General features: G+C 62.9%; 14 protein-coding genes and 1 tRNA gene. 13 read left to right on the top strand and 2 right to left on the bottom strand.

The window, feature by feature from the left end; genetic code table 11:
• The first annotated feature begins 51 nt into the window (after nucleotides 1-51).
• Complete coding sequence (locus AC1DYQ_RS14090; RefSeq protein ID WP_477687298.1) at nucleotides 52-1,857, top strand: M61 family metallopeptidase; 1,806 nt, start codon at nucleotides 52-54, stop codon at nucleotides 1,855-1,857.
• Between the two features lie 32 nt (nucleotides 1,858-1,889).
• Here the strand turns inward: AC1DYQ_RS14090 and AC1DYQ_RS14085 are convergent, their stop codons facing one another.
• Nucleotides 1,890-2,708, bottom strand: a complete 819-nt coding sequence (locus tag AC1DYQ_RS14085) for an enoyl-CoA hydratase-related protein (RefSeq protein ID WP_477687297.1) — start codon at nucleotides 2,706-2,708, stop codon at nucleotides 1,890-1,892.
• A 104-nt stretch (nucleotides 2,709-2,812) separates the two neighbouring features.
• On the opposite strand from AC1DYQ_RS14085, the gene AC1DYQ_RS14080 reads away from it, so the two are divergent.
• The 9 genes from AC1DYQ_RS14080 to mdoH all read left to right on the top strand — a co-directional run bounded on the left by AC1DYQ_RS14080 (nucleotide 2,813) and on the right by mdoH (nucleotide 13,134).
• A complete protein-coding gene (locus tag AC1DYQ_RS14080) occupies nucleotides 2,813-3,610 on the top strand; it encodes an enoyl-CoA hydratase (RefSeq protein WP_477687296.1) in 798 nt (265 codons plus the stop codon).
• Nucleotides 3,611-3,735: 125 nt separating this feature from the next.
• A tRNA-Met gene (locus AC1DYQ_RS14075) sits at nucleotides 3,736-3,812 on the top strand.
• An 89-nt stretch (nucleotides 3,813-3,901) separates the two neighbouring features.
• Nucleotides 3,902-4,366 (top strand): hypothetical protein, encoded by a 465-nt coding sequence (locus AC1DYQ_RS14070; protein WP_477687295.1) that lies wholly within the window; start codon nucleotides 3,902-3,904, stop codon nucleotides 4,364-4,366.
• Between the two features lie 112 nt (nucleotides 4,367-4,478).
• Nucleotides 4,479-5,822: a tRNA (N6-isopentenyl adenosine(37)-C2)-methylthiotransferase MiaB gene (gene miaB, locus AC1DYQ_RS14065; RefSeq protein WP_477687294.1), complete on the top strand. Its 1,344-nt coding sequence runs from the start codon at nucleotides 4,479-4,481 to the stop codon at nucleotides 5,820-5,822.
• Nucleotides 5,823-5,854: 32 nt separating this feature from the next.
• Complete coding sequence (locus AC1DYQ_RS14060; protein ID WP_477687293.1) at nucleotides 5,855-7,276, top strand: sensor histidine kinase; 1,422 nt, start codon at nucleotides 5,855-5,857, stop codon at nucleotides 7,274-7,276.
• Complete coding sequence (locus AC1DYQ_RS14055; protein WP_477687292.1) at nucleotides 7,260-7,949, top strand: hypothetical protein; 690 nt, start codon at nucleotides 7,260-7,262, stop codon at nucleotides 7,947-7,949. The genes AC1DYQ_RS14060 and AC1DYQ_RS14055 overlap by 17 nt, the downstream gene beginning before the upstream one ends.
• Nucleotides 7,946-9,307 (top strand): sigma 54-interacting transcriptional regulator, encoded by a 1,362-nt coding sequence (locus AC1DYQ_RS14050; RefSeq protein WP_477687291.1) that lies wholly within the window; start codon nucleotides 7,946-7,948, stop codon nucleotides 9,305-9,307. The genes AC1DYQ_RS14055 and AC1DYQ_RS14050 overlap by 4 nt, the downstream gene beginning before the upstream one ends.
• A gap of 240 nt (nucleotides 9,308-9,547) precedes the next feature.
• The gene (locus AC1DYQ_RS14045; RefSeq protein ID WP_477687290.1) at nucleotides 9,548-11,158 is read left to right on the top strand and encodes a glucan biosynthesis protein G; all 1,611 of its coding nucleotides are present in this window, start codon (nucleotides 9,548-9,550) and stop codon (nucleotides 11,156-11,158) included.
• Nucleotides 11,134-13,134, top strand: coding sequence for a glucans biosynthesis glucosyltransferase MdoH (gene mdoH / locus AC1DYQ_RS14040; protein ID WP_477687289.1), 2,001 nt, complete (start codon nucleotides 11,134-11,136; stop codon nucleotides 13,132-13,134). Before AC1DYQ_RS14045 ends, mdoH begins: the two co-directional genes overlap by 25 nt.
• 141 nt (nucleotides 13,135-13,275) lie before the next feature.
• Here the strand turns inward: mdoH and ffh are convergent, their stop codons facing one another.
• Entirely contained in the window at nucleotides 13,276-14,634 is a 1,359-nt protein-coding gene (gene ffh / locus AC1DYQ_RS14035; RefSeq protein WP_457281060.1) for a signal recognition particle protein, read from the bottom strand.
• Nucleotides 14,635-14,736: 102 nt separating this feature from the next.
• Here ffh and AC1DYQ_RS14030 point away from each other — a divergent pair, with 102 nt between their 5' ends.
• From AC1DYQ_RS14030 to AC1DYQ_RS14020, 3 genes are read left to right on the top strand one after another with little or no spacing between them, the layout of a single operon-like run.
• Nucleotides 14,737-15,537 (top strand): cytochrome C assembly family protein, encoded by an 801-nt coding sequence (locus AC1DYQ_RS14030; protein WP_477687288.1) that lies wholly within the window; start codon nucleotides 14,737-14,739, stop codon nucleotides 15,535-15,537.
• Nucleotides 15,534-15,776, top strand: a complete 243-nt coding sequence (locus AC1DYQ_RS14025) for a PP0621 family protein (RefSeq protein WP_477687287.1) — start codon at nucleotides 15,534-15,536, stop codon at nucleotides 15,774-15,776. The genes AC1DYQ_RS14030 and AC1DYQ_RS14025 overlap by 4 nt, the downstream gene beginning before the upstream one ends.
• Nucleotides 15,777-17,492, top strand: a complete 1,716-nt coding sequence (locus AC1DYQ_RS14020; RefSeq protein WP_477687286.1) for a two-component system sensor histidine kinase NtrB — start codon at nucleotides 15,777-15,779, stop codon at nucleotides 17,490-17,492.
• Nucleotides 17,493-17,496 lie beyond the last annotated feature (4 nt).

The following is a 17,496-nucleotide window of genomic DNA, read 5'->3' as shown; positions in this document are numbered from 1 at the left end:
CGGATGCACGTCAAGCGCCTGACCACGGACCTGGGGTATTCTTTGCACAACATGCCAGGCACCCAACGAAATACCCCCGTTCCCCTTCACTACCGCGTCGAAACAGGCGACCTGCACGCCCACCTCTTTCGCGTGACCCTCACGATCGCACAGCCTGACGCCTTACAAAGGGTCTCGCTGCCTGTGTGGATCCCCGGCAGCTACCTGGTGCGGGAATTCTCCAAAAACCTGCAGAACCTGGAGGCCCGCCAGACGGGCCGCACACCGCCGCTTCGCGCCGAACAGCTCGACAAATGCACCTGGCAGATTCATTGCTCGCCCACCAAACCGCTGGTGCTGCGCTATGAGGTGTACGCCTATGACAACTCCGTGCGCAGTGCCTGGGTGGACGCCCATCGCGGCTTTTTCAACGGCACCAGCCTGTGCCTGAAAGTGCAGGGCCAGGAAAAAGCCGTGCACCTGCTGGAGATCCCCGCGCCGAAAGCCGCCAAGGGCTGGTCGCTGGCCACAGGGCTCACGCCGCAGGCAGTCAACAAGCATGGGTTTGGTACCTACCGGGCGGCCGACTACGACGAGCTGGTGGACTGCCCCGTGGAAATGGGCGCTTTCTGGAGCGGTACTTTCACGGCGCGTGGCGTGCCGCACCGCGTGGTGGTAGCGGGAGCGGCCCCGAGCTTCGACGGCGCCAGGCTGCTGGCGGACACCCAGAAGATTTGCGAAACGGAGATCCGCTTCTGGCATGGCGCGAAAAAGCCACCCTTCAAGAGTTACCTCTTCATGCTGAACGCGGTGGACGACGGCTATGGCGGGCTCGAGCACCGCAACTCGACTGCACTGATCTGCAACCGGAAGGACCTGCCGCGACTGGGTGAATCCCGCACGGCAGAAGGCTACACCACGCTGCGCGGCCTCATCAGCCACGAATATTTCCACACATGGAACGTCAAGCGGCTGCGTCCCGCGGAGTTTGAACGCTACGACTACGGCGTCGAGAATTACACCGGACTGCTGTGGTTTTTTGAGGGCTTCACCAGTTACTACGACGACCTGCTGCTGCGCCGCGCCGGCCTGCTGGACAACGCCGGCTACCTCAAGCTGCTCAACAAGACCATCAACCAGGTCATGCAGACCCCGGGCCGGCTGGTTCAGTCCGTCGCCCAGGCGAGCTTCGATGCCTGGGTGAAGTATTACCGGCAGGATGAAAATACGCCCAATGCCACCGTGAGCTACTACACCAAGGGTGCACTGGTGGCGCTGTGCTTTGACCTCACGCTTCGGGCAGAAGGCGGGGCAGCCAGGGGCGCGACACTGGACAACGTGATGCGCGCACTTTGGCTGCGCTGCAAAGCTGGCCCCCTGCACGAGACAGATTTTGCAGAGGAGCTTGCAGCCGCAGGACACCGCCCATTTGCCACCGAACTGGCGCAATGGGTGCATGGGCGCGAAGAACTCCCGCTCAAGGCCTTGCTGGAACAGCATGGCGTGACGGTCGCCGAAGAACCTGCGCAACTGGCCCACCGGCTGGGCTTGCGCGCCAGTGAAAACCAGGGCGTGGTGCAGGTCAAGACCGTGCTGCGTGGCGGCGCTGCCGAGCATGCCGGGTTTGCGGCGGGAGATGAATGGCTGGGAGTGGAACCCATTGCCGCAGGCACACGGCAACCGCAGGGCGGTTGGCGCATGAACCGGCTCGATGACCTGCTGCACTACGCCGGCACAGCCAAAAAAGTCATTGCCCTGGTTTCACGCGACAAACGCCTGCTGCGGCTGGAGCTGTCCATGCCGCCCGCGCTGACCACCTGGCGCCTTGCGGTGCGGGATGCCGCGCTGATGGACCACTGGCTCGGCCAGAAAACCTGACCCGGCCTGGCGCGGCGCACCTCCCCTACAAGTTATTCGCCCTTGAATACGGCAGGACGCTTTTCAAGAAAGGCCGTCACGCCTTCCATGTAATCGTGGCTGCGCCCCAAGGCGGCCTGCATGTCGCGTTCCGCGTCGAGTTGCTGGTGCAGCGTGCGTGTGGCGCCTTCACGCATCAACTGGCGTGTAGCCACCAGCGCCAGGGTCGGCAGGCTGGCCAACCGCTGCGCCAGGGTGACAGCCGCCGTCACGGGGTCATCCGCCACCTGCCAGATCAAGCCCCATTCCAGCGCCTGCGCCGCCGGCAATTTGTCCCCTGTCAACGCCAGCCCCATGGCGCGGGCCATCCCCAGCTTTTGCACCAGCAGCCAGCTGCTGCCCGCATCGGGCACCAATCCGATCTTGCTGAATGCCTGGATGAAACTGGCGCCCGGTGCGGCCACGGCCATGTCGCACGTCATGGCCAACGATGCGCCGGCACCCGCGGCCACGCCGTTGACGGCTGCCACCGTCGGCATGCGCAGCCCCAGCAGTTTGCGGGCCGTGGGGTTGAAGGCCTGGTCAATGACGGGGCCTGGGTTGGCCCGCTCAACCAGGTTGGGGCCGGGCGCGAAATCGAATTCGGACAGATCGGCACCGGCACAAAACCCGCGGCCGGCGCCAGTGATGACCAGAGCGCGAATCTGCGGATCAGCCTGCGCCTTGTCCAGGGCGGCCCACAGGTCGCGGTGCATCTGCCGGGTAAAGCTGTTCAGGGCCTGAGGGCGGTTCAACGTAAGGATGCCCACGGCACCATCGATGGCATACAGCACGGTGGGATCGGCAGCGGGGCCGGAATGGGAAGCAGTCATGGCGGCGGTCTCCTGTTCCCGAATCTAGCATTGCGGCAAACCATGGGCGGCCACGAGCCCGTGGCATCATTGCCGGACGCATTTCCAGCCAAAGGACCTATTTCATGTCTTCCACGACCTACGAAACCATTGAGACCCGCACCGAAGGCCCGGACTCCCGCAAGGTGGGCATTGTCACGCTGAACCGGCCCAAGCAACTCAATGCATTGAACGACCAGCTCATGGATGAGCTGGGCCGGGCCCTCAAGACGTTTGATGTCGATGAGACCGTCGGCTGCATCATCCTGACCGGCAGCGAAAAGGCCTTTGCCGCAGGCGCCGACATCGGCGCCATGGCCACCTACAGTTTTGCCGATGTTTACAACAATGACTACATCACCCGCAACTGGGAGCAAATCCGCAGCATCCGCAAGCCAGTGATTGCTGCCGTCAGCGGCTTTGCGCTGGGCGGCGGCTGCGAGCTCGCCATGATGTGCGACTTCATCATCGCTGCCGACAACGCAAAGTTTGGCCAGCCTGAAATCAAGCTGGGCATCATTCCCGGCGCTGGCGGCACGCAGCGCCTGCCCCGTGCCGTGGGCAAGGCCAAAGCCATGGACATGACCCTGACGGGCCGCATGATGGATGCCCAGGAGGCAGAGCGTTCAGGCCTGGTCAGCCGTGTGGTGCCGCTGGAAAAGCTCATGGACGAAGCCCTGGGCGCCGCGCTGATGATCTGCAGCTACGGCCAGACCAGCGTCATGGCCGCCAAGGAAGCCCTCAACCGGGCATTTGAAAGCGGCCTCAGCGACGGCGTGATGTTCGAGCGTCGCCTGTTTCATTCGCTGTTTTCCACCGAAGACCAGAAAGAAGGCATGGATGCGTTCGTCAACAAACGCAAACCCGTCTTCAAACACCGCTGAAACCCAACCAGCAGGGGCCGCGGGACTGGCTCTGCCAGACCGCAGGCGCCGCCCCCTCGAGGGGGGAACAGGCTACACGCAGTGAGCCTGGACGGGGGTGGTTTTATAGTTATAATCTTGGGTTCGGTCGTATAGCTCAGTTGGTTAGAGCGCAGCATTCATAATGCTGATGTCGGTGGTTCAAGTCCACCTACGACCACCAGGAATGCGTCAAAGCCTCAGAGGGTCTTTCCCCCTGAGGCTTTGTTCTTTGTTATTCTTCCGATTATTCACAGCCTCTGGACACATACCATGAACCGCTGCACTCCCCGCCTGGCCGCACTTCTGATGATGCTGGCAGCTTCTGCCGGCCTGCTGAGCCTGCCGGCCCTGGCCCAGACCGATTCGACCGAAGCCGTCAAGCCCAACATCCGGAAATTCCCTCCCAAAGCCGTCCGCGGCGAAATGGTGGTGGTGGCACCGCCGGTGATCTCCATGGACGGCAAGCAGGACCGGCTCTCCGTAGGCTCGCGCATTCACGACATCAACAACAATTTCGTGTTGTCTGGCCCACTCCTGAACCAGAAGCTGGTGGTGAACTACGTGCGCAGCAACACCGGCGAGGTGCATGAGGTCTGGATCCTCAACGCGGAAGAGGCCAAGGAAAAGCGGGCGGGCGGCACCGGCACGATTTTCAATTTCAGCAGCGGCACCCCTGCCAAGGCAGTGGACAACGGCAAGACGCCGTACGACCAGTTACCTGCCTACAAGCAGTAACGCTCGCAGCTTTAAGAAAAATCAGCCCCGCGCCCTTTAAACATGGGCGCAGGCAGCTATTAATTCAATAGCAGCCGCGGCAGCCCACGAAAACCGCCAATCGGTCAGCATCATGAGCAAAAAAGTCTTCATTAAAACCTTCGGTTGCCAGATGAACGAGTACGACTCGGACAAGATGTCCGACGTGCTCCATGCCGCCGAAGGCTACGAGCCCACCCAGGACATGGAACAGGCCGACCTGATCCTGTTCAATACCTGTTCTGTCCGGGAAAAAGCCCAGGAGAAAGTCTTCAGCGACCTGGGCCGCGTCAAGCACCTGAAAGAAAAAGGCGTGCTGATCGGCGTCGGCGGCTGTGTAGCCAGCCAGGAAGGCGCGGCCATCATCCAGCGCGCACCTTATGTCGATGTGGTCTTCGGCCCGCAGACGCTGCACCGCCTGCCGCAACTGCTGGCCAATCGGACCCGGCTGGGCAAGCCGCAGGTCGACATCAGCTTTCCCGAGATCGAAAAATTCGACCACCTGCCGCCGGCGCGCGTCGAGGGCGCCAGCGCCTTCGTGAGCATCATGGAAGGCTGCTCCAAATATTGCAGCTACTGTGTGGTGCCCTACACCCGCGGCGAAGAGGTCTCGCGGCCCTTCGAAGACGTGCTGGTCGAAGTCGCCGGCCTGGCCGACCAGGGCGTGAAAGAAGTCACCCTGCTCGGGCAAAACGTCAACGCTTACCGCGGCCCCATGGGTGGCACGGCCGAAATCGCCGACTTCGCAACCCTGCTCGAATATGTGTCCGACATCCCCGGCATCGAACGCATCCGCTATGTCACCAGCCATCCCAATGAGTTCACGCAGCGCCTGATCGACGCCTACGCCAAACTGCCCAAGCTGGTCAACCACCTGCACCTGCCGGTGCAACATGGCTCCGACCGCATTTTGATGGCCATGAAGCGCGGCTACACCGCCATGGAATACAAGAGCACCATCCGCAAGCTGCGCGCCATCCGCCCGGATCTGGCCATGAGCAGCGATTTCATCGTGGGTTTCCCCGGCGAGACCGAAGACGACTTTGGCAAGATGATGAAGCTGATCGACGAGATCGGCTACGACACCTCGTTCAGCTTCATTTACAGCCCGCGCCCCGGCACCCCCGCCGCAGCGCTGCATGACGACACGCCGCACGAGGTCAAGCTCAAGCGCCTGCAACATTTGCAGGCCACGATTGACGACAGCGTGCGCGCCATCAGCGCCAGCCGTCAGGGCACGGTGCAGCGCATTCTGGTGGAAGGCGCCTCGCGCAAGGACCCGACTGAACTCATGGGCCGCACGGAGTGCAACCGCGTGGTCAATTTCAAGGGCCAGCCGCGGCTGATCGGCCAGATGCTGGACATCACCATCACCCAGGCCACGCAGCGTTCGCTGCGCGGCGAAGTCCTGACGCGGGACGTCGCCGTGGCGGCCTGAGACCGCCCACGTTGCTCAAGCACTCGACACGCATGCTGCAACGATTTTCGTTCCGGCAACTTCTGGTGATCGCCTTCCTGCTGATTGCTGCCCTGCTGGGCGCCGCCTCGCTGCGGGCGCTGTTTACCCTGGAAGACCTTTCGCTGCAAAGCCGCAGCAATGCCGCACGTGCACTCGAACTCAGCAGCGCGGCGCAGTCCCTGGCCGAGCGTAGCGTATCGATGGAGCGTACATCCCGCCAGTCGGTCGTCCTCGACGACCGGGTATTGCGTGAGCGCTTCGGTGACGAGGCCCGTGAAGCTGCGAACATCCTGACCAGTCTGGCGCGAGAAGACGTACCGGTGGCCAAAGCCCGGCAATGGCGCGCGCACATGCAGAGCATCGGCGATCTGCTGACCGGCCCGACGGGTACCGCGCTGGACCGGGAGCGCCAGCTGGCGCAGGAATTCCGCGAACTGGAAAGTGTCAACGCCGCCATTGCCGTGCAGGTGCAACAGGCGATTCAGCAACGCAACAAGTCGCTGGAGGGCAAGCTTGAGGCAAGCCGCCAGCGGCTGACCCAGCAGGTAACCTGGGCCATCGTGCTGGCTATCGCCATGGCGCTGGCGTTCGGCGTGTGGTTCACACTGCCGCTCAGGCGCCTGGAGAACGCCATCGTGGGCCTGGGGGAAAACCGGCTCGACCAGGTCATCACCATCCAGGGGCCGGCCGACCTGGCCCTGGTGGGACAGCGGCTGAATTGGCTGCGCCTGCGGCTGGTGGAGCTGGACGCCGACAAATCGCGTTTCCTGCGCCATATTTCGCACGAACTCAAAACACCGCTGGCATCGCTGCGCGAAGGAGTGTCGCTGCTGGAAGACGGTGTAGCCGGCACGCTGAGCAATGACCAGCGCGAAATAGCGCAAATCCTCAGGCACAACACCGGCGTACTGCAAAGCCAGATTGAAGACCTGCTGCGCTTTAATACGGCCGCGTTTGAGGCGCGCCAGTTGAATCGCCAGAATGTCGACCTGTTGCAACTCCTTGAGGAGCAGGTGTATGCGCAGCGCCTGCAGTGGCGCGCACGGGACCTGACAGTCAGCGTCGTCGGCGAGCCCGTTGTGATGGAAATTGACTCCGAAAAAATCGGCACTGCGCTGGCCAACCTCCTGTCCAACGCCATCCGCTATTCACCACCCAAAGGGCAGATCCGGCTGGAACTGAGTCCGCTGCGGGGCTTCGTCCGCATCGACATCCACGACCAGGGTGTCGGTGTGGCGCAGGCCGACCGCGAACGGATTTTCGAGCCCTTTTACCGCGGTGAACGCCAGCCGGTCGACGTGGTCCGGGGCAGCGGAATCGGCCTGTCCATCGTGCACGAGTACATCGCTGCACATGGCGGAAGCATTATCTTGATGCCGGACCAACCTGGTGCACACTTCAGAATCGAGCTTCCCCATGTTTCCAAGTACTGACCTCTCCCCCCTTTCGCTTGCGACCCGCCTCTCCGGGCGCGGCCTGCTGCCGGCCCTGGTGACGTCGGCATTGCTGGCCGCGTGCAGCAGCGGCGGCCCCGCCAACGAGCGCGCCCCTGACACCGCAGCCGTCCTTGCAGCCCGGGCCGCAGCCTCTGCCGCCGAAGCAGCGCGGGCCAGCGCCAGCCAGCCCGCGCCGCTCCCGGAATCGGTCGTTTTTGCCAGCGGTATGACCTTGCGCATGCTGGCTTACGCCGAGCGCGTACGCCTCATGCAGCCGCCGGAACTCACCCAGGAAACCGGACGGCTCGGAGACGCCGCCAGCCCCGAAGCGCAGCTTCAGCTCTCACTGGTGCTGGCCCAACTGCGGCAGCTGCCCGAACTGATACGTGCCCAGGAGCTGCTTGCCCGTGTATTAGGCAATGCCGATGCCCAGCCGCTGCATCCGCTGGCAAGGCTGCTGGCGTCACGTTATGCCGAACAGCGCCGTCTGGAAGAGCAGCTTGACAAACAAGGCCAGCAACTGCGCGATGCACAGCGCAGGCTGGACCAGACCAACGAGCGGCTGGAGGCGCTGAAGGCGATTGAACGCAGCCTGACCAGCCGGCCGCCGGCGGCAACGGCCTCGGCGCCCACACCCCCTGCCAGCCGGGCCCGCCCCGCCGCACCATGAACGATTCAGCCCTGACAGCACCCCACCTGCTCGTCGTTGATGATGACGCCGACATGCTGCGCCTGCTCACCATGCGGCTCACTGCAGCGGGTTATCGCGTCACGGCGGTCACGTCGGCCGAAGCGGCGCTGACGCAGCTTCATATTGAACGGCCGCAGCTGGTACTCAGCGATGTGCGGCTTCCCGGCCGGGACGGCCTGGCGCTGTTCGACGACATCCGCCAGCAGCATCCTTCACTGCCGGTGATTTTGCTGACCGCGCATGGCACCATTCCTGATGCCGTGGAAGCCACCGAACGCGGCGTGTTCACCTATCTCACCAAGCCCTTTGACGGCAAAAGCCTGCTTGACAAGATTGCCCAGGCGCTGGCGCTGAGCGCCCCCGTGAACCCGGCCAAACGGGGCAGCCCCGAAGCCTGGCAAAACCAGATCATCAGCCGCTCCAGCCGCATGGCAGAAGCCCTGGCTGAAGCCCGCATGGTGGCGCAGTCGGACGCCAGCGTGCTGCTGCGCGGTGAAAGCGGCACCGGCAAGGAGCTGCTCGCACAAGCCATCCACCAGGCAGGCGCACGGGCCAGCAAGCCCTTTATTGCCGTGAACTGTGGCGCCATTCCCGAGGCCTTGCTGGAATCCGAGCTGTTTGGCCATGTCAAGGGCGCCTTCACCGACGCGGTGGCCAATCACAAAGGCCTTTTCCAGGCCGCAGACGGCGGCACTCTGCTGCTCGATGAAATCGGTGACATGCCGCCCGCGCTCCAGGTCAAGCTGCTGCGCGTGTTGCAGGAACGCGTCGTGCGGCCGCTGGGCTCCAGCCAGTCGATTCCGGTGGATGTGCGCATCATCTCGGCCACGCATCGCGACCTTGACGCTGCCATGGCTGAGGGCCAGTTCCGTGCCGACCTTTATTACCGGCTCAACGTTGTCACGCTGACCTTGCCCCCGCTGTCGGAGCGCCGCGAAGATATCCCGTTGCTGGCCAACCACTTTCTCCTCAAACTGGCGGCCAAGTACGACAAGCGCCTGAGCGGTTTCGCACCTGAGGCCCTCAAGGCCCTGACCACGGCCGCCTGGCCAGGCAACGTGCGCCAGCTCTATAACGTGGTGGAGCAGGTTTGTGCTCTGTCCACCACCCCGCTGGTGCCGCTGGCGCTGGTGCAGCGGGCCTTGCGCTCACCCAGCGTGCAAGTGCTCACCTATGCGGAAGCCAGGCAACACTTCGAGCGGGATTACCTGGTCGGGCTGCTCAAATTGACAGACGGCAATGTGGCCGATGCGGCCCGGCTGGCGGACCGCAACCGGACCGAGTTTTACCGCCTGATGCAAAAGCACGGGCTAACGCCGGGCCACTTCAAGGCCTAGGCTTGTCCTGAGTTTGTCGCCATGCCGCCGCGTGCCGTCGCTGACTGGCGACAGGTTTAAGCCTTTGATTTAAAACAATTTAATCCAAACACCCGCGAAACTTGTCGCTGATTGGCGACAAAAACGGGGGTTTTGGGTGCTCCTGTGACTGATTACATTTGGTTATGTCAGGTATCACGTTTAAGTCATTGATTTAAAACAGTTTTTTAAAGTTGGCACAGGGTTTGCCCTAGTCATGGCATGCCAGCTTTTTTCCTGCCTTTTTTCGACACCTCCGGCGGCCGCAACCGCCGCGGCAGCTTTCTCCTGCGGGCCCGTATCGCAGCCTACGCAAGCCTTGCGGTACTGACGCTCGCAGCGGGCCAGGCATACGCCTTCAACCTGGACGATGTGGCCGCAATCGCCCGCCAGCGCTCACAAGCGCCCTGGCGCGAGGCGTCTCATGCCGTGCCCACCGAGCTCGCCAGGATGGCGTACGACGACTACCGCGACATCCGTTTCAACGCCGCCAGCACGCTGTGGCGCGCAGACAAACTGCCCTTTGAGGCGAATTTTTTCCACGTCGGCCGGCATGGTGACTCGGTGCGCATTCACGAAATCACGACAAGCGGCGTGAAGCGTGTGTCCTACGACCCGGCCACATTCAATTTCGGAAAAAACAAGTTGTCACCTGAGACTTGGGGCGACCTGGGCCACGGCGGGGTGCGCTTTTTCAGCAACCTCAACTCGCCCACCTACAAGGACGAGCTGGCCGTATTCACCGGCGCAACCTACTTCCGCGCGTTGGGTTCGGGCCAGCGCTACGGCCTCTCGGCACGCGGCCTGGCCGTCGACACCGCCGGTGGTGCGGGCGGCGCCAAGGAAGAGTTTCCCCGTTTCACGGATTTCTGGCTGCAAAGGCCCACGGGTGACGGCAAGCAACTGACAGTGTTCGCCGTGATGGATTCGCAGCGCATGACGGGCGCCTACCGTTTTGACATCCAGGCCGGCGAGCAAACCACCACGAATGTCCAGGCGCGCATTTTCATGCGCCCGGCCACAACCTCCGGCAACAGCGCGCCCGTGACCTCGCTGGGCATCGCGCCCCTGACCAGCATGTTTTTCTCTGGCGAAAACCAGCCCCGCCCCGGCGATTTCCGGCCCGAAGTGCACGACTCCGACGGCCTGATGATGGCTACGGGTGACGGTGAATGGCTCTGGCGGCCCCTGCAAAATCCGTCCTCCCCGCTGGTGACGTCTTTCGCCATGAAGTCGCTCAAGGGCTTTGGCCTGATGCAACGCGACCGCGCCTTTTCCAACTACGAAGACACCGAAGCCCGGTATGAGACGCGGCCCAGCGCCTGGGTCACGCCCGTGGGCGACTGGGGCGCCGGCCGGGTCGAGCTGTTTCAATTTGCCACGCCGGATGAGACCCATGACAACGTGGTGGCCTATTGGGTACCCGAAAAAATGCCAGCACTTGGCCAGTCGCTGGACATCGCCTGGCAAATCAGCTGGCAGGGCAAGAACCAGCAACTGCCACCCAACAGCTGGGTCACGCAATCACGCCGCGGCACCGGGTACTCGAAGGCCGGAACCGATCTCACGGGCCAGGTCCAGTACGTCATCGACTTTGCCGGCCCGGCGCTGGACGCGCTGCCCGAGGACGCCAAGGTCGAAGCCATCTCCAGCGCCAACGCCAATGGCCGTGTGCTCGAAAGCATGGCCTACAAGAATCCCGCCACCGGAGCATGGCGCATGACGCTGCGCGTGCTGCGGCTGAACCCGGCCCAGCCTGTTGAGCTGCGCGCCTTCCTCAAACATGACAACCACACTGTGAGCGAAACATGGACCAACCTGATCACACTCTGACTCCATCCGCTGCACGCAGCGCCCTGCGCGAGGAACGCCACCCCAATTCGGTGACGGCGCCACCGCTGAATCGCGGCTCCATGGTGCCCCGGCCCTGGCGTGGCTTCTGGAACAGCATGGCCACCGCGCTGCTGCTGCCGATGCTGTCGATATTCCGGGCCGCCGGGCCGGCACCATCCCATCGCCTGCCTGCCGCCCGGCTTGAACGCTGGCAGCACGCAGCCCGGCGCCGGCGCACAGTATTCCTGCTGCTGACGGTCATCAGTACCGTGCTGGCAACCAGCATCTTTGCGGACATGCAGCCCGACTATGACAACGCCTGGTTGCAGTACGGCCAGATCAGCCTGTTTGCCCTTCTGTCAGCCTGGGTAGTGACCGGTTTCATGACGGCGATGATGGGCTTTTACGTCACGATCTTCGGTGACAAACACGCGCTGTCGGCGAAAAAAGTCCAGCACTACCCGCTGGATGCGTCCACACGCACCGCGATCATCATGCCGATCTGCAATGAAGATGTGCGCACCGTGTTCGCCGGCCTGCGTGCCACCTGCGAGTCGGTCGCGATGACAGGGCATGTGCAGAGCTTTGACGTCTTCGTGCTGTCGGACAGCAGCAACCCGGCCATCATCAAGGCCGAGCGCGCCGCCTGGGAAGACCTGCGCACCCAGCTGGCAGGCCACCCCGACCAGCCGCAAATCGAGGTCTACTACCGCCTGCGCAAACGCCGCACCGACCGCAAGGCCGGCAATGTGGCCGACTTCTGCCGCCGCTGGGGCAAGGATTACCGCTACATGGTGGTGCTGGACGCCGACAGTGTGATGAGCGGCGACTGCCTGGTTTCCATGGTCAAGCTGATGGAAGCCAACCCCAAGGCCGGCATCATCCAGACCGCGACCCAGGCCATCGGCCACGTCACGCTGCACGCGCGGGCACAGCAGTTCGCCTCACGCGTGACCGGGCGCCTCTTCACGCTGGGCATGCAGTTCTGGCAGATGGGCGAGTCCCACTACTGGGGCCACAACGCCATCATCCGCATTGAGCCCTTCATGAAGCATTGCGCGCTGGCGCATATCAAGGGCACGGGCGGCATGGCCGGCAGCATCATGTCGCACGATTTTGTCGAGGCCGCGCTGATGCGCCGCGCCGGCTACCACGTGTGGCTGGTGGGCGACCTGGTGGGCAGCTACGAGCAGCAGCCGCCGGATTTGCTGGCCGAGCTGCAGCGCGACCGCCGCTGGTGCCAGGGCAACCTGCAAAACTCCCGCCTGATCGCCGAGCCGGGTATCCACCCGGTGCACCGCTCGATGTTTGGCACGGGCGCGATGGCGTACCTGTCGGCGCCACTGTGGCTGTGCTTCCTCACGCTGGGAACGGCGCTCTGGCTGTCGGGCTCGCCGATGATTGCCGACTGGATGCTGCTGCCCGGCGAGCTGATGGCGCTTTGGGGCTGGACGCTGTGCATGCTGTTTTTGCCGCGCGTCCTGGGCATCGTGGCCGTGCTGGTCAACCGCCAGCAGCAATCCTATGGCGGCACCGTCGCCCTGCTGCGCAGTGCTTTGCTGGAAACCCTGATCGCACTGCTGCAGGCCCCCATCCGCATGCTCGCGCATTCGCTGTTTGTGGTGGTGGCCCTCACCGGCCTGAAGCTTGAATGGAAATCGCCCCCGCGCGAAGCGGCCGCTGTGCCCTGGCGCCATGCGCTGGCGCAGCTGGCGCCCATGTCCGGCGTGATTGCGCTGCTGGCTGTCGGCATTGYCGTGATCGATGCACGGGCTTTGATCTGGCTGATCCCGGTCGGCCTGCCGCTGCTGCTGGCGATCCCGATGACGGTGCTCACCAGCAAGGTCGGCGTGGGCACGGCCCTGCGTGCGCAGAACTACCTGCTGATCCCGGAAGAGACCCGTTCGCCGGCAGTGCTGCGACGCGCCTGGCTGCATGCAAGCCGGCTGGCCAAGCCACGGCTGAAGGCGGCCTGAAAATGGCCCGACTTCCGGGCAACCCATGAAAAAAGCCGCTTGGAGCGGCTTTTTTCATGACAGGTGGACGCTATTAATTCAGGAGCTGGTTGCGCCCGTCCTTATTGGGCTGCAGCCATTTTCCCTTAAACAGCGAATTGATCAAAACTTGGGCATGCCTTTCATGCCGCCCATGCGTTTCATCATTTTCATCATCCCGCTGCCCTTCATCTTCTTCATCATGCCCTGCATCTGCTCGAATTCATTGAGCAGGCGGTTGACTTCCTGAACATGCACGCCGGAGCCGGCGGCAATACGGCGCTTGCGGGTCGCCTTGATGAGTTCGGGCTTTCGGCGCTCCAGCGGCGTCATGCTCTGGATGATGCCTTCCTTGCGCTTGATGTCTTTTTCAGCCTTGTCCATGTCGACCTGGCCGGCCTTGGCCGCCATTTGCGCGGGCAGCTTTTCCAGAAGGCTGGAGAGCCCGCCCATGTTCTTCATTTGCTGCAACTGGCTCAGGAAGTCGTTGAGGTCAAAGCCGTCGCCGGACTTGATCTTGGCGGCGAGCTTCTGGGCAGAGGCCATGTCCACCCCGGCGGCCACCTGCTCGACCAGCGCCAGAATATCGCCCATGCCGAGGATGCGGCCGGCGTGGCGCTCGGCGTCGAACACCTCCAGGCCGTCGATTTTCTCGCTGGTACCGGAGAATTTGATGGGGGCGCCGGTGATCTGGCGCACGCTGAGCGCCGCACCGCCCCGTGAATCGCCGTCGGTCTTGGTCAGGATGATGCCGGTGAGCGGCAGGGCTTCCTTGAAGGCCTTGGCGGTGTTGACCGCATCCTGACCCTGCATTGCGTCGACCACGAACAGCGTTTCAACCGGGTTCAGGATCGCATGCAGCTCCTTGATTTCGGCCATCAGGGCCTCGTCAATGGCCAGGCGACCGGCCGTGTCGACCAGCAGCACATCAAAAAAGTGCTTGCGGGCGTAGTCAATGGCGGCTCGCGCGATGTCGGCCGGTTTCTGGTCCGGTGTGCTGGGGAACCATTCGGCGCCGGCCTGTTTGGTAACCGTCTTGAGCTGTTCAATGGCAGCAGGGCGGTAGACGTCGCCCGAGACAGTCAGCACCTTTTTCTTGCGCTTTTCAATCAGGTGCTTGGCCAGCTTGGCAGTGGTGGTGGTTTTACCCGCGCCCTGCAGGCCGGCCATCAGGATGACCGCCGGCGGCTGGGCCGCCAGGTTGATGTCGCTTACGCCCTCGCCCATGGTGGCGGCGAGTTCCTTGTTGACAATGCCCACCAGCGCCTGGCCCGGCGACAGCGAACCCATCACTTCCTGGCCCAGCGCTTTTTCCTTGACCCGGGCAATGAAGTCGCGCACCACCGGCAGCGCAACGTCGGCCTCGAGCAAGGCCATGCGTACCTCGCGCAGCATGTCCTGCACATTGGATTCGGTGATGCGGGCCTGGCCTCGCATTTCCTTGACGAGGCGGGATAACTTGTCGGTAAGAGCTGAGGCCATGGGAAGGCGCCACGAACGCGGCGCAGTTAGGTGGAAAAGAAAGGCTGTAGCGGAAGGCTGCCAGAAAGGGGGAAAAGAGGCAGTAAAGGCTAAACTCTAGCCATGATTTTAGCTTTGAGCGACTGGTGGGGTCTTGCAGCGGCAGCCGGTGCTGCCGTCGCCTACGCTGCATTGGCACTAGGCTCCCCGCGCCTCGGCCCCGCCGCCATCCGCGGCCTGCTGCTGGCGGCCTGGCTGTTGCACGTGCTGGCGCTGGCCGATGGCCTGCTGGGCGAGCCCCCGCGTTTCGGCTTTGCACCGGCGCTGTCCATGACAGTCTGGCTGGTGCTGACCGTTTACGCCATCGAAAGCCGCCTGTTTCCACAACTCCAGGCCCACTGGGCGTTGGCAGGGCTGGGCAGCGCAGCTGTCATCCTGACGGTCATTTTCCCCGGTACCACCTACCACGCCATCGCATCCCCCTGGCTGCCGTTGCACTGGGCCCTGGGCATTGCGTCTTATGGGCTGTTTGCCGCCGCAGTGGTGCACGGCTGGCTGATGACGCGCTCCGAGCGCTCCATCCGGCTGGCCGCACAAACCGATGCGGGTGTGCCGCTGTTGACGCTGGAGCGGCTCACCTTCCGCTTCGTGGAGGCCGGCTTTGTATTGCTGTCGGCCACGCTGTTTGTAGGCTGGCTGTTCGCCGAAACACTCTACGGGCCCGGTCTGGCCTGGAAATGGAACCATAAAACCGTGTTTTCAGTACTGGCCTGGCTGACGTTTGCCGGCCTGCTGATCGGCCGGGCGCGCCTCGGATGGCGTGGCCGCAAGGCCGTCCGTGTGTTGTACCTGGGCTCCGGCCTGCTGTTGCTGGGCTACGCCGGTTCGCGCTTTGTACTTGAAGTCATTCTGAGGCGGGCATGAAATACTTTCTGGTCATGGCACTCGTACTGGTGGTTTTCTGGCTCTGGCGCCACAACCGTGATGCGGAAAGAAAAGACGCCGCGGCCACCCGCCCCCCACAAGCGCCGGGCCGCGAAACTACCGTCGCGGAGATGGTCGCATGCGATATCTGTCGCGTGCACTTGCCGAAATCCGACGCACTGATAGGCGACAAGGGCATTTATTGCAGTGACGCGCATCGCCGCCAGGCAGGAGGCTAGATGAGCACGCCATCCCACTGGTTTGAAACGGGAGGCAAGGCATCAGGCGTGTGGGAGGCCGTGCCCGAACTGGGCTCCTTCGGCCGTCTGTGGCGCGTCTTCATGACGGCACGCGTTGCCATCGCCGCAGTACTCGTCATCCTGCAGGCGGTTATCTACGCATTGGGCAACATCACCAACCACTGGTCCATTGCGGTATGCATAGCCTACCTGTGCGCCACGCTGGCCGTGCGGGTTTGGGCCAAGCCGCGGCCGCCGGGCAGCACCTTTGACGCACAGTGGGTATTGACCATCGGTGTGGACGTCATCACGTTCTCGACGCTCAATGTCCTGCAATCGAGCGGCATCAATTACACGCCCCTGTTTGCGTTGCCGGTGCTCCTCGCCTCCATTCTCGGACCAATTTTGCTGGCCTTCGGAACCGCTGCCACCGTGACGCTGCTGCTACTTGCCGACGCGTGGTGGAGCTCACTCCAGGTGCTGGGCGATTTCAATGCGCGATTCCTTCAGTCGGGCTTGAGCGGTTCCGGTTTTTTCCTGGTCGCACTGCTTGCGAACCACCTGGCGTTGCGGCTTGCCCGTGAAGAACAATTGGCAAAACGCAGCCAGTCCGCCGCGCGCATGCAGACGCAGGTGAACGAGCTGGTCATTGAAACATTGGCCGACGGCGTGCTGGTGGTCGATATCAACGGCATCGTCCGATCGGCCAATCCGGCGTCCAGGCGCCTGCTGGGAGCCCGGGGCTCGGTTCGCAGCGCGCCTTTCATCCTCGTCATGGAAGCGGCCTGGCTGCCCCTGGCCGAATTGATGCATAGCACGTTCAGCACGCAAACCCCCCAGGAAGCGGACATCAGCCTTGGATACCCAGGCAGTAATACCCGGCGCCTTCATGTACGCACACGCCTTGCCGCATCGAAAAACGGCACCCACGAAAGCCTTTGTGTGATGTTCCTGGAAGACCTGCGTGAAATGGAAGCCCGCGTGAGGACCGAGAAGATGGCCGCCATGGGACGCATGTCGGCCGCGGTGGCACACGAAATCAGAAATCCACTGGCGGCAATCTCCCAAGCCAATGCCTTGCTGGAAGAAGACCTGCAGGACGAGCCGCACCGCCAGCTCACCGGCATGATCCGGCAAAATGCACAACGTCTCGCCAAAATCGTCGATGAGGTACTGAACATCTCACGTGCCCAGGCACATCTGCCCTCGCCGCAAACCACCACCCTGGCACTGGACGAAACCGCCCACAAGATTGCCACGGACTGGGCAGGGCAGACTGAAGCGTCCCGACGCATGAAGATCACGGCAGATTCGGGTAACGCCGTTGTGTGCTTTGAGCCCGAGCATTTGCGCCGCCTCATGGTCAATCTGCTGGACAACGCCCTGCGTTATGCCAGCACATCTTCGCAGGCCATTGAAGTCTCCACCCAGCTCGTTACGCCCGGGCAGGCCCGTTTGTCCGTATGGAGCGATGGCCAACCCATGGAGCAAACCGTGCAGACACACTTGTTCGAACCATTTTTCTCCTCTGAAAGCCGCTCCAGCGGGCTGGGCCTGTACATTTGCCGTGAATTGTGCGAACGCTATGGCGCCCTGATCGGCTACCAGCGCGTGCAGCGAAGCGGCATTGAGGGAAACGAATTTTTTGTCATATTCGCACCCTCCAGTCCGTCTATGACCTTGTCTGCGGCTTCTTTTGCCACAATGCCAACCTGAAAAC

This window comes from Polaromonas sp. P1_F4, from assembly GCF_056405675.1.
This window is presented reverse-complemented; position numbering and strand designations above follow the sequence as displayed.

What these genes read in the sequence shown, in the direction of transcription:
- AC1DYQ_RS14090 (WP_477687298.1), top strand. Translation starts at nt 52, where the DNA reads ATGCCAGGCACCCAACGAAATACCCCCGTTCCCCTTCACTACCGCGTC.
- AC1DYQ_RS14085 (WP_477687297.1), bottom strand. Translation starts at nt 2,708, where the DNA reads ATGACTGCTTCCCATTCCGGCCCCGCTGCCGATCCCACCGTGCTGTAT.
- AC1DYQ_RS14080 (WP_477687296.1), top strand. Translation starts at nt 2,813, where the DNA reads ATGTCTTCCACGACCTACGAAACCATTGAGACCCGCACCGAAGGCCCG.
- AC1DYQ_RS14070 (WP_477687295.1), top strand. Translation starts at nt 3,902, where the DNA reads ATGAACCGCTGCACTCCCCGCCTGGCCGCACTTCTGATGATGCTGGCA.
- miaB (WP_477687294.1), top strand. Translation starts at nt 4,479, where the DNA reads ATGAGCAAAAAAGTCTTCATTAAAACCTTCGGTTGCCAGATGAACGAG.
- AC1DYQ_RS14060 (WP_477687293.1), top strand. Translation starts at nt 5,855, where the DNA reads ATGCTGCAACGATTTTCGTTCCGGCAACTTCTGGTGATCGCCTTCCTG.
- AC1DYQ_RS14055 (WP_477687292.1), top strand. Translation starts at nt 7,260, where the DNA reads ATGTTTCCAAGTACTGACCTCTCCCCCCTTTCGCTTGCGACCCGCCTC.
- AC1DYQ_RS14050 (WP_477687291.1), top strand. Translation starts at nt 7,946, where the DNA reads ATGAACGATTCAGCCCTGACAGCACCCCACCTGCTCGTCGTTGATGAT.
- AC1DYQ_RS14045 (WP_477687290.1), top strand. Translation starts at nt 9,548, where the DNA reads ATGCCAGCTTTTTTCCTGCCTTTTTTCGACACCTCCGGCGGCCGCAAC.
- ffh (WP_457281060.1), bottom strand. Translation starts at nt 14,634, where the DNA reads ATGGCCTCAGCTCTTACCGACAAGTTATCCCGCCTCGTCAAGGAAATG.
- AC1DYQ_RS14030 (WP_477687288.1), top strand. Translation starts at nt 14,737, where the DNA reads ATGATTTTAGCTTTGAGCGACTGGTGGGGTCTTGCAGCGGCAGCCGGT.
- AC1DYQ_RS14025 (WP_477687287.1), top strand. Translation starts at nt 15,534, where the DNA reads ATGAAATACTTTCTGGTCATGGCACTCGTACTGGTGGTTTTCTGGCTC.
- AC1DYQ_RS14020 (WP_477687286.1), top strand. Translation starts at nt 15,777, where the DNA reads ATGAGCACGCCATCCCACTGGTTTGAAACGGGAGGCAAGGCATCAGGC.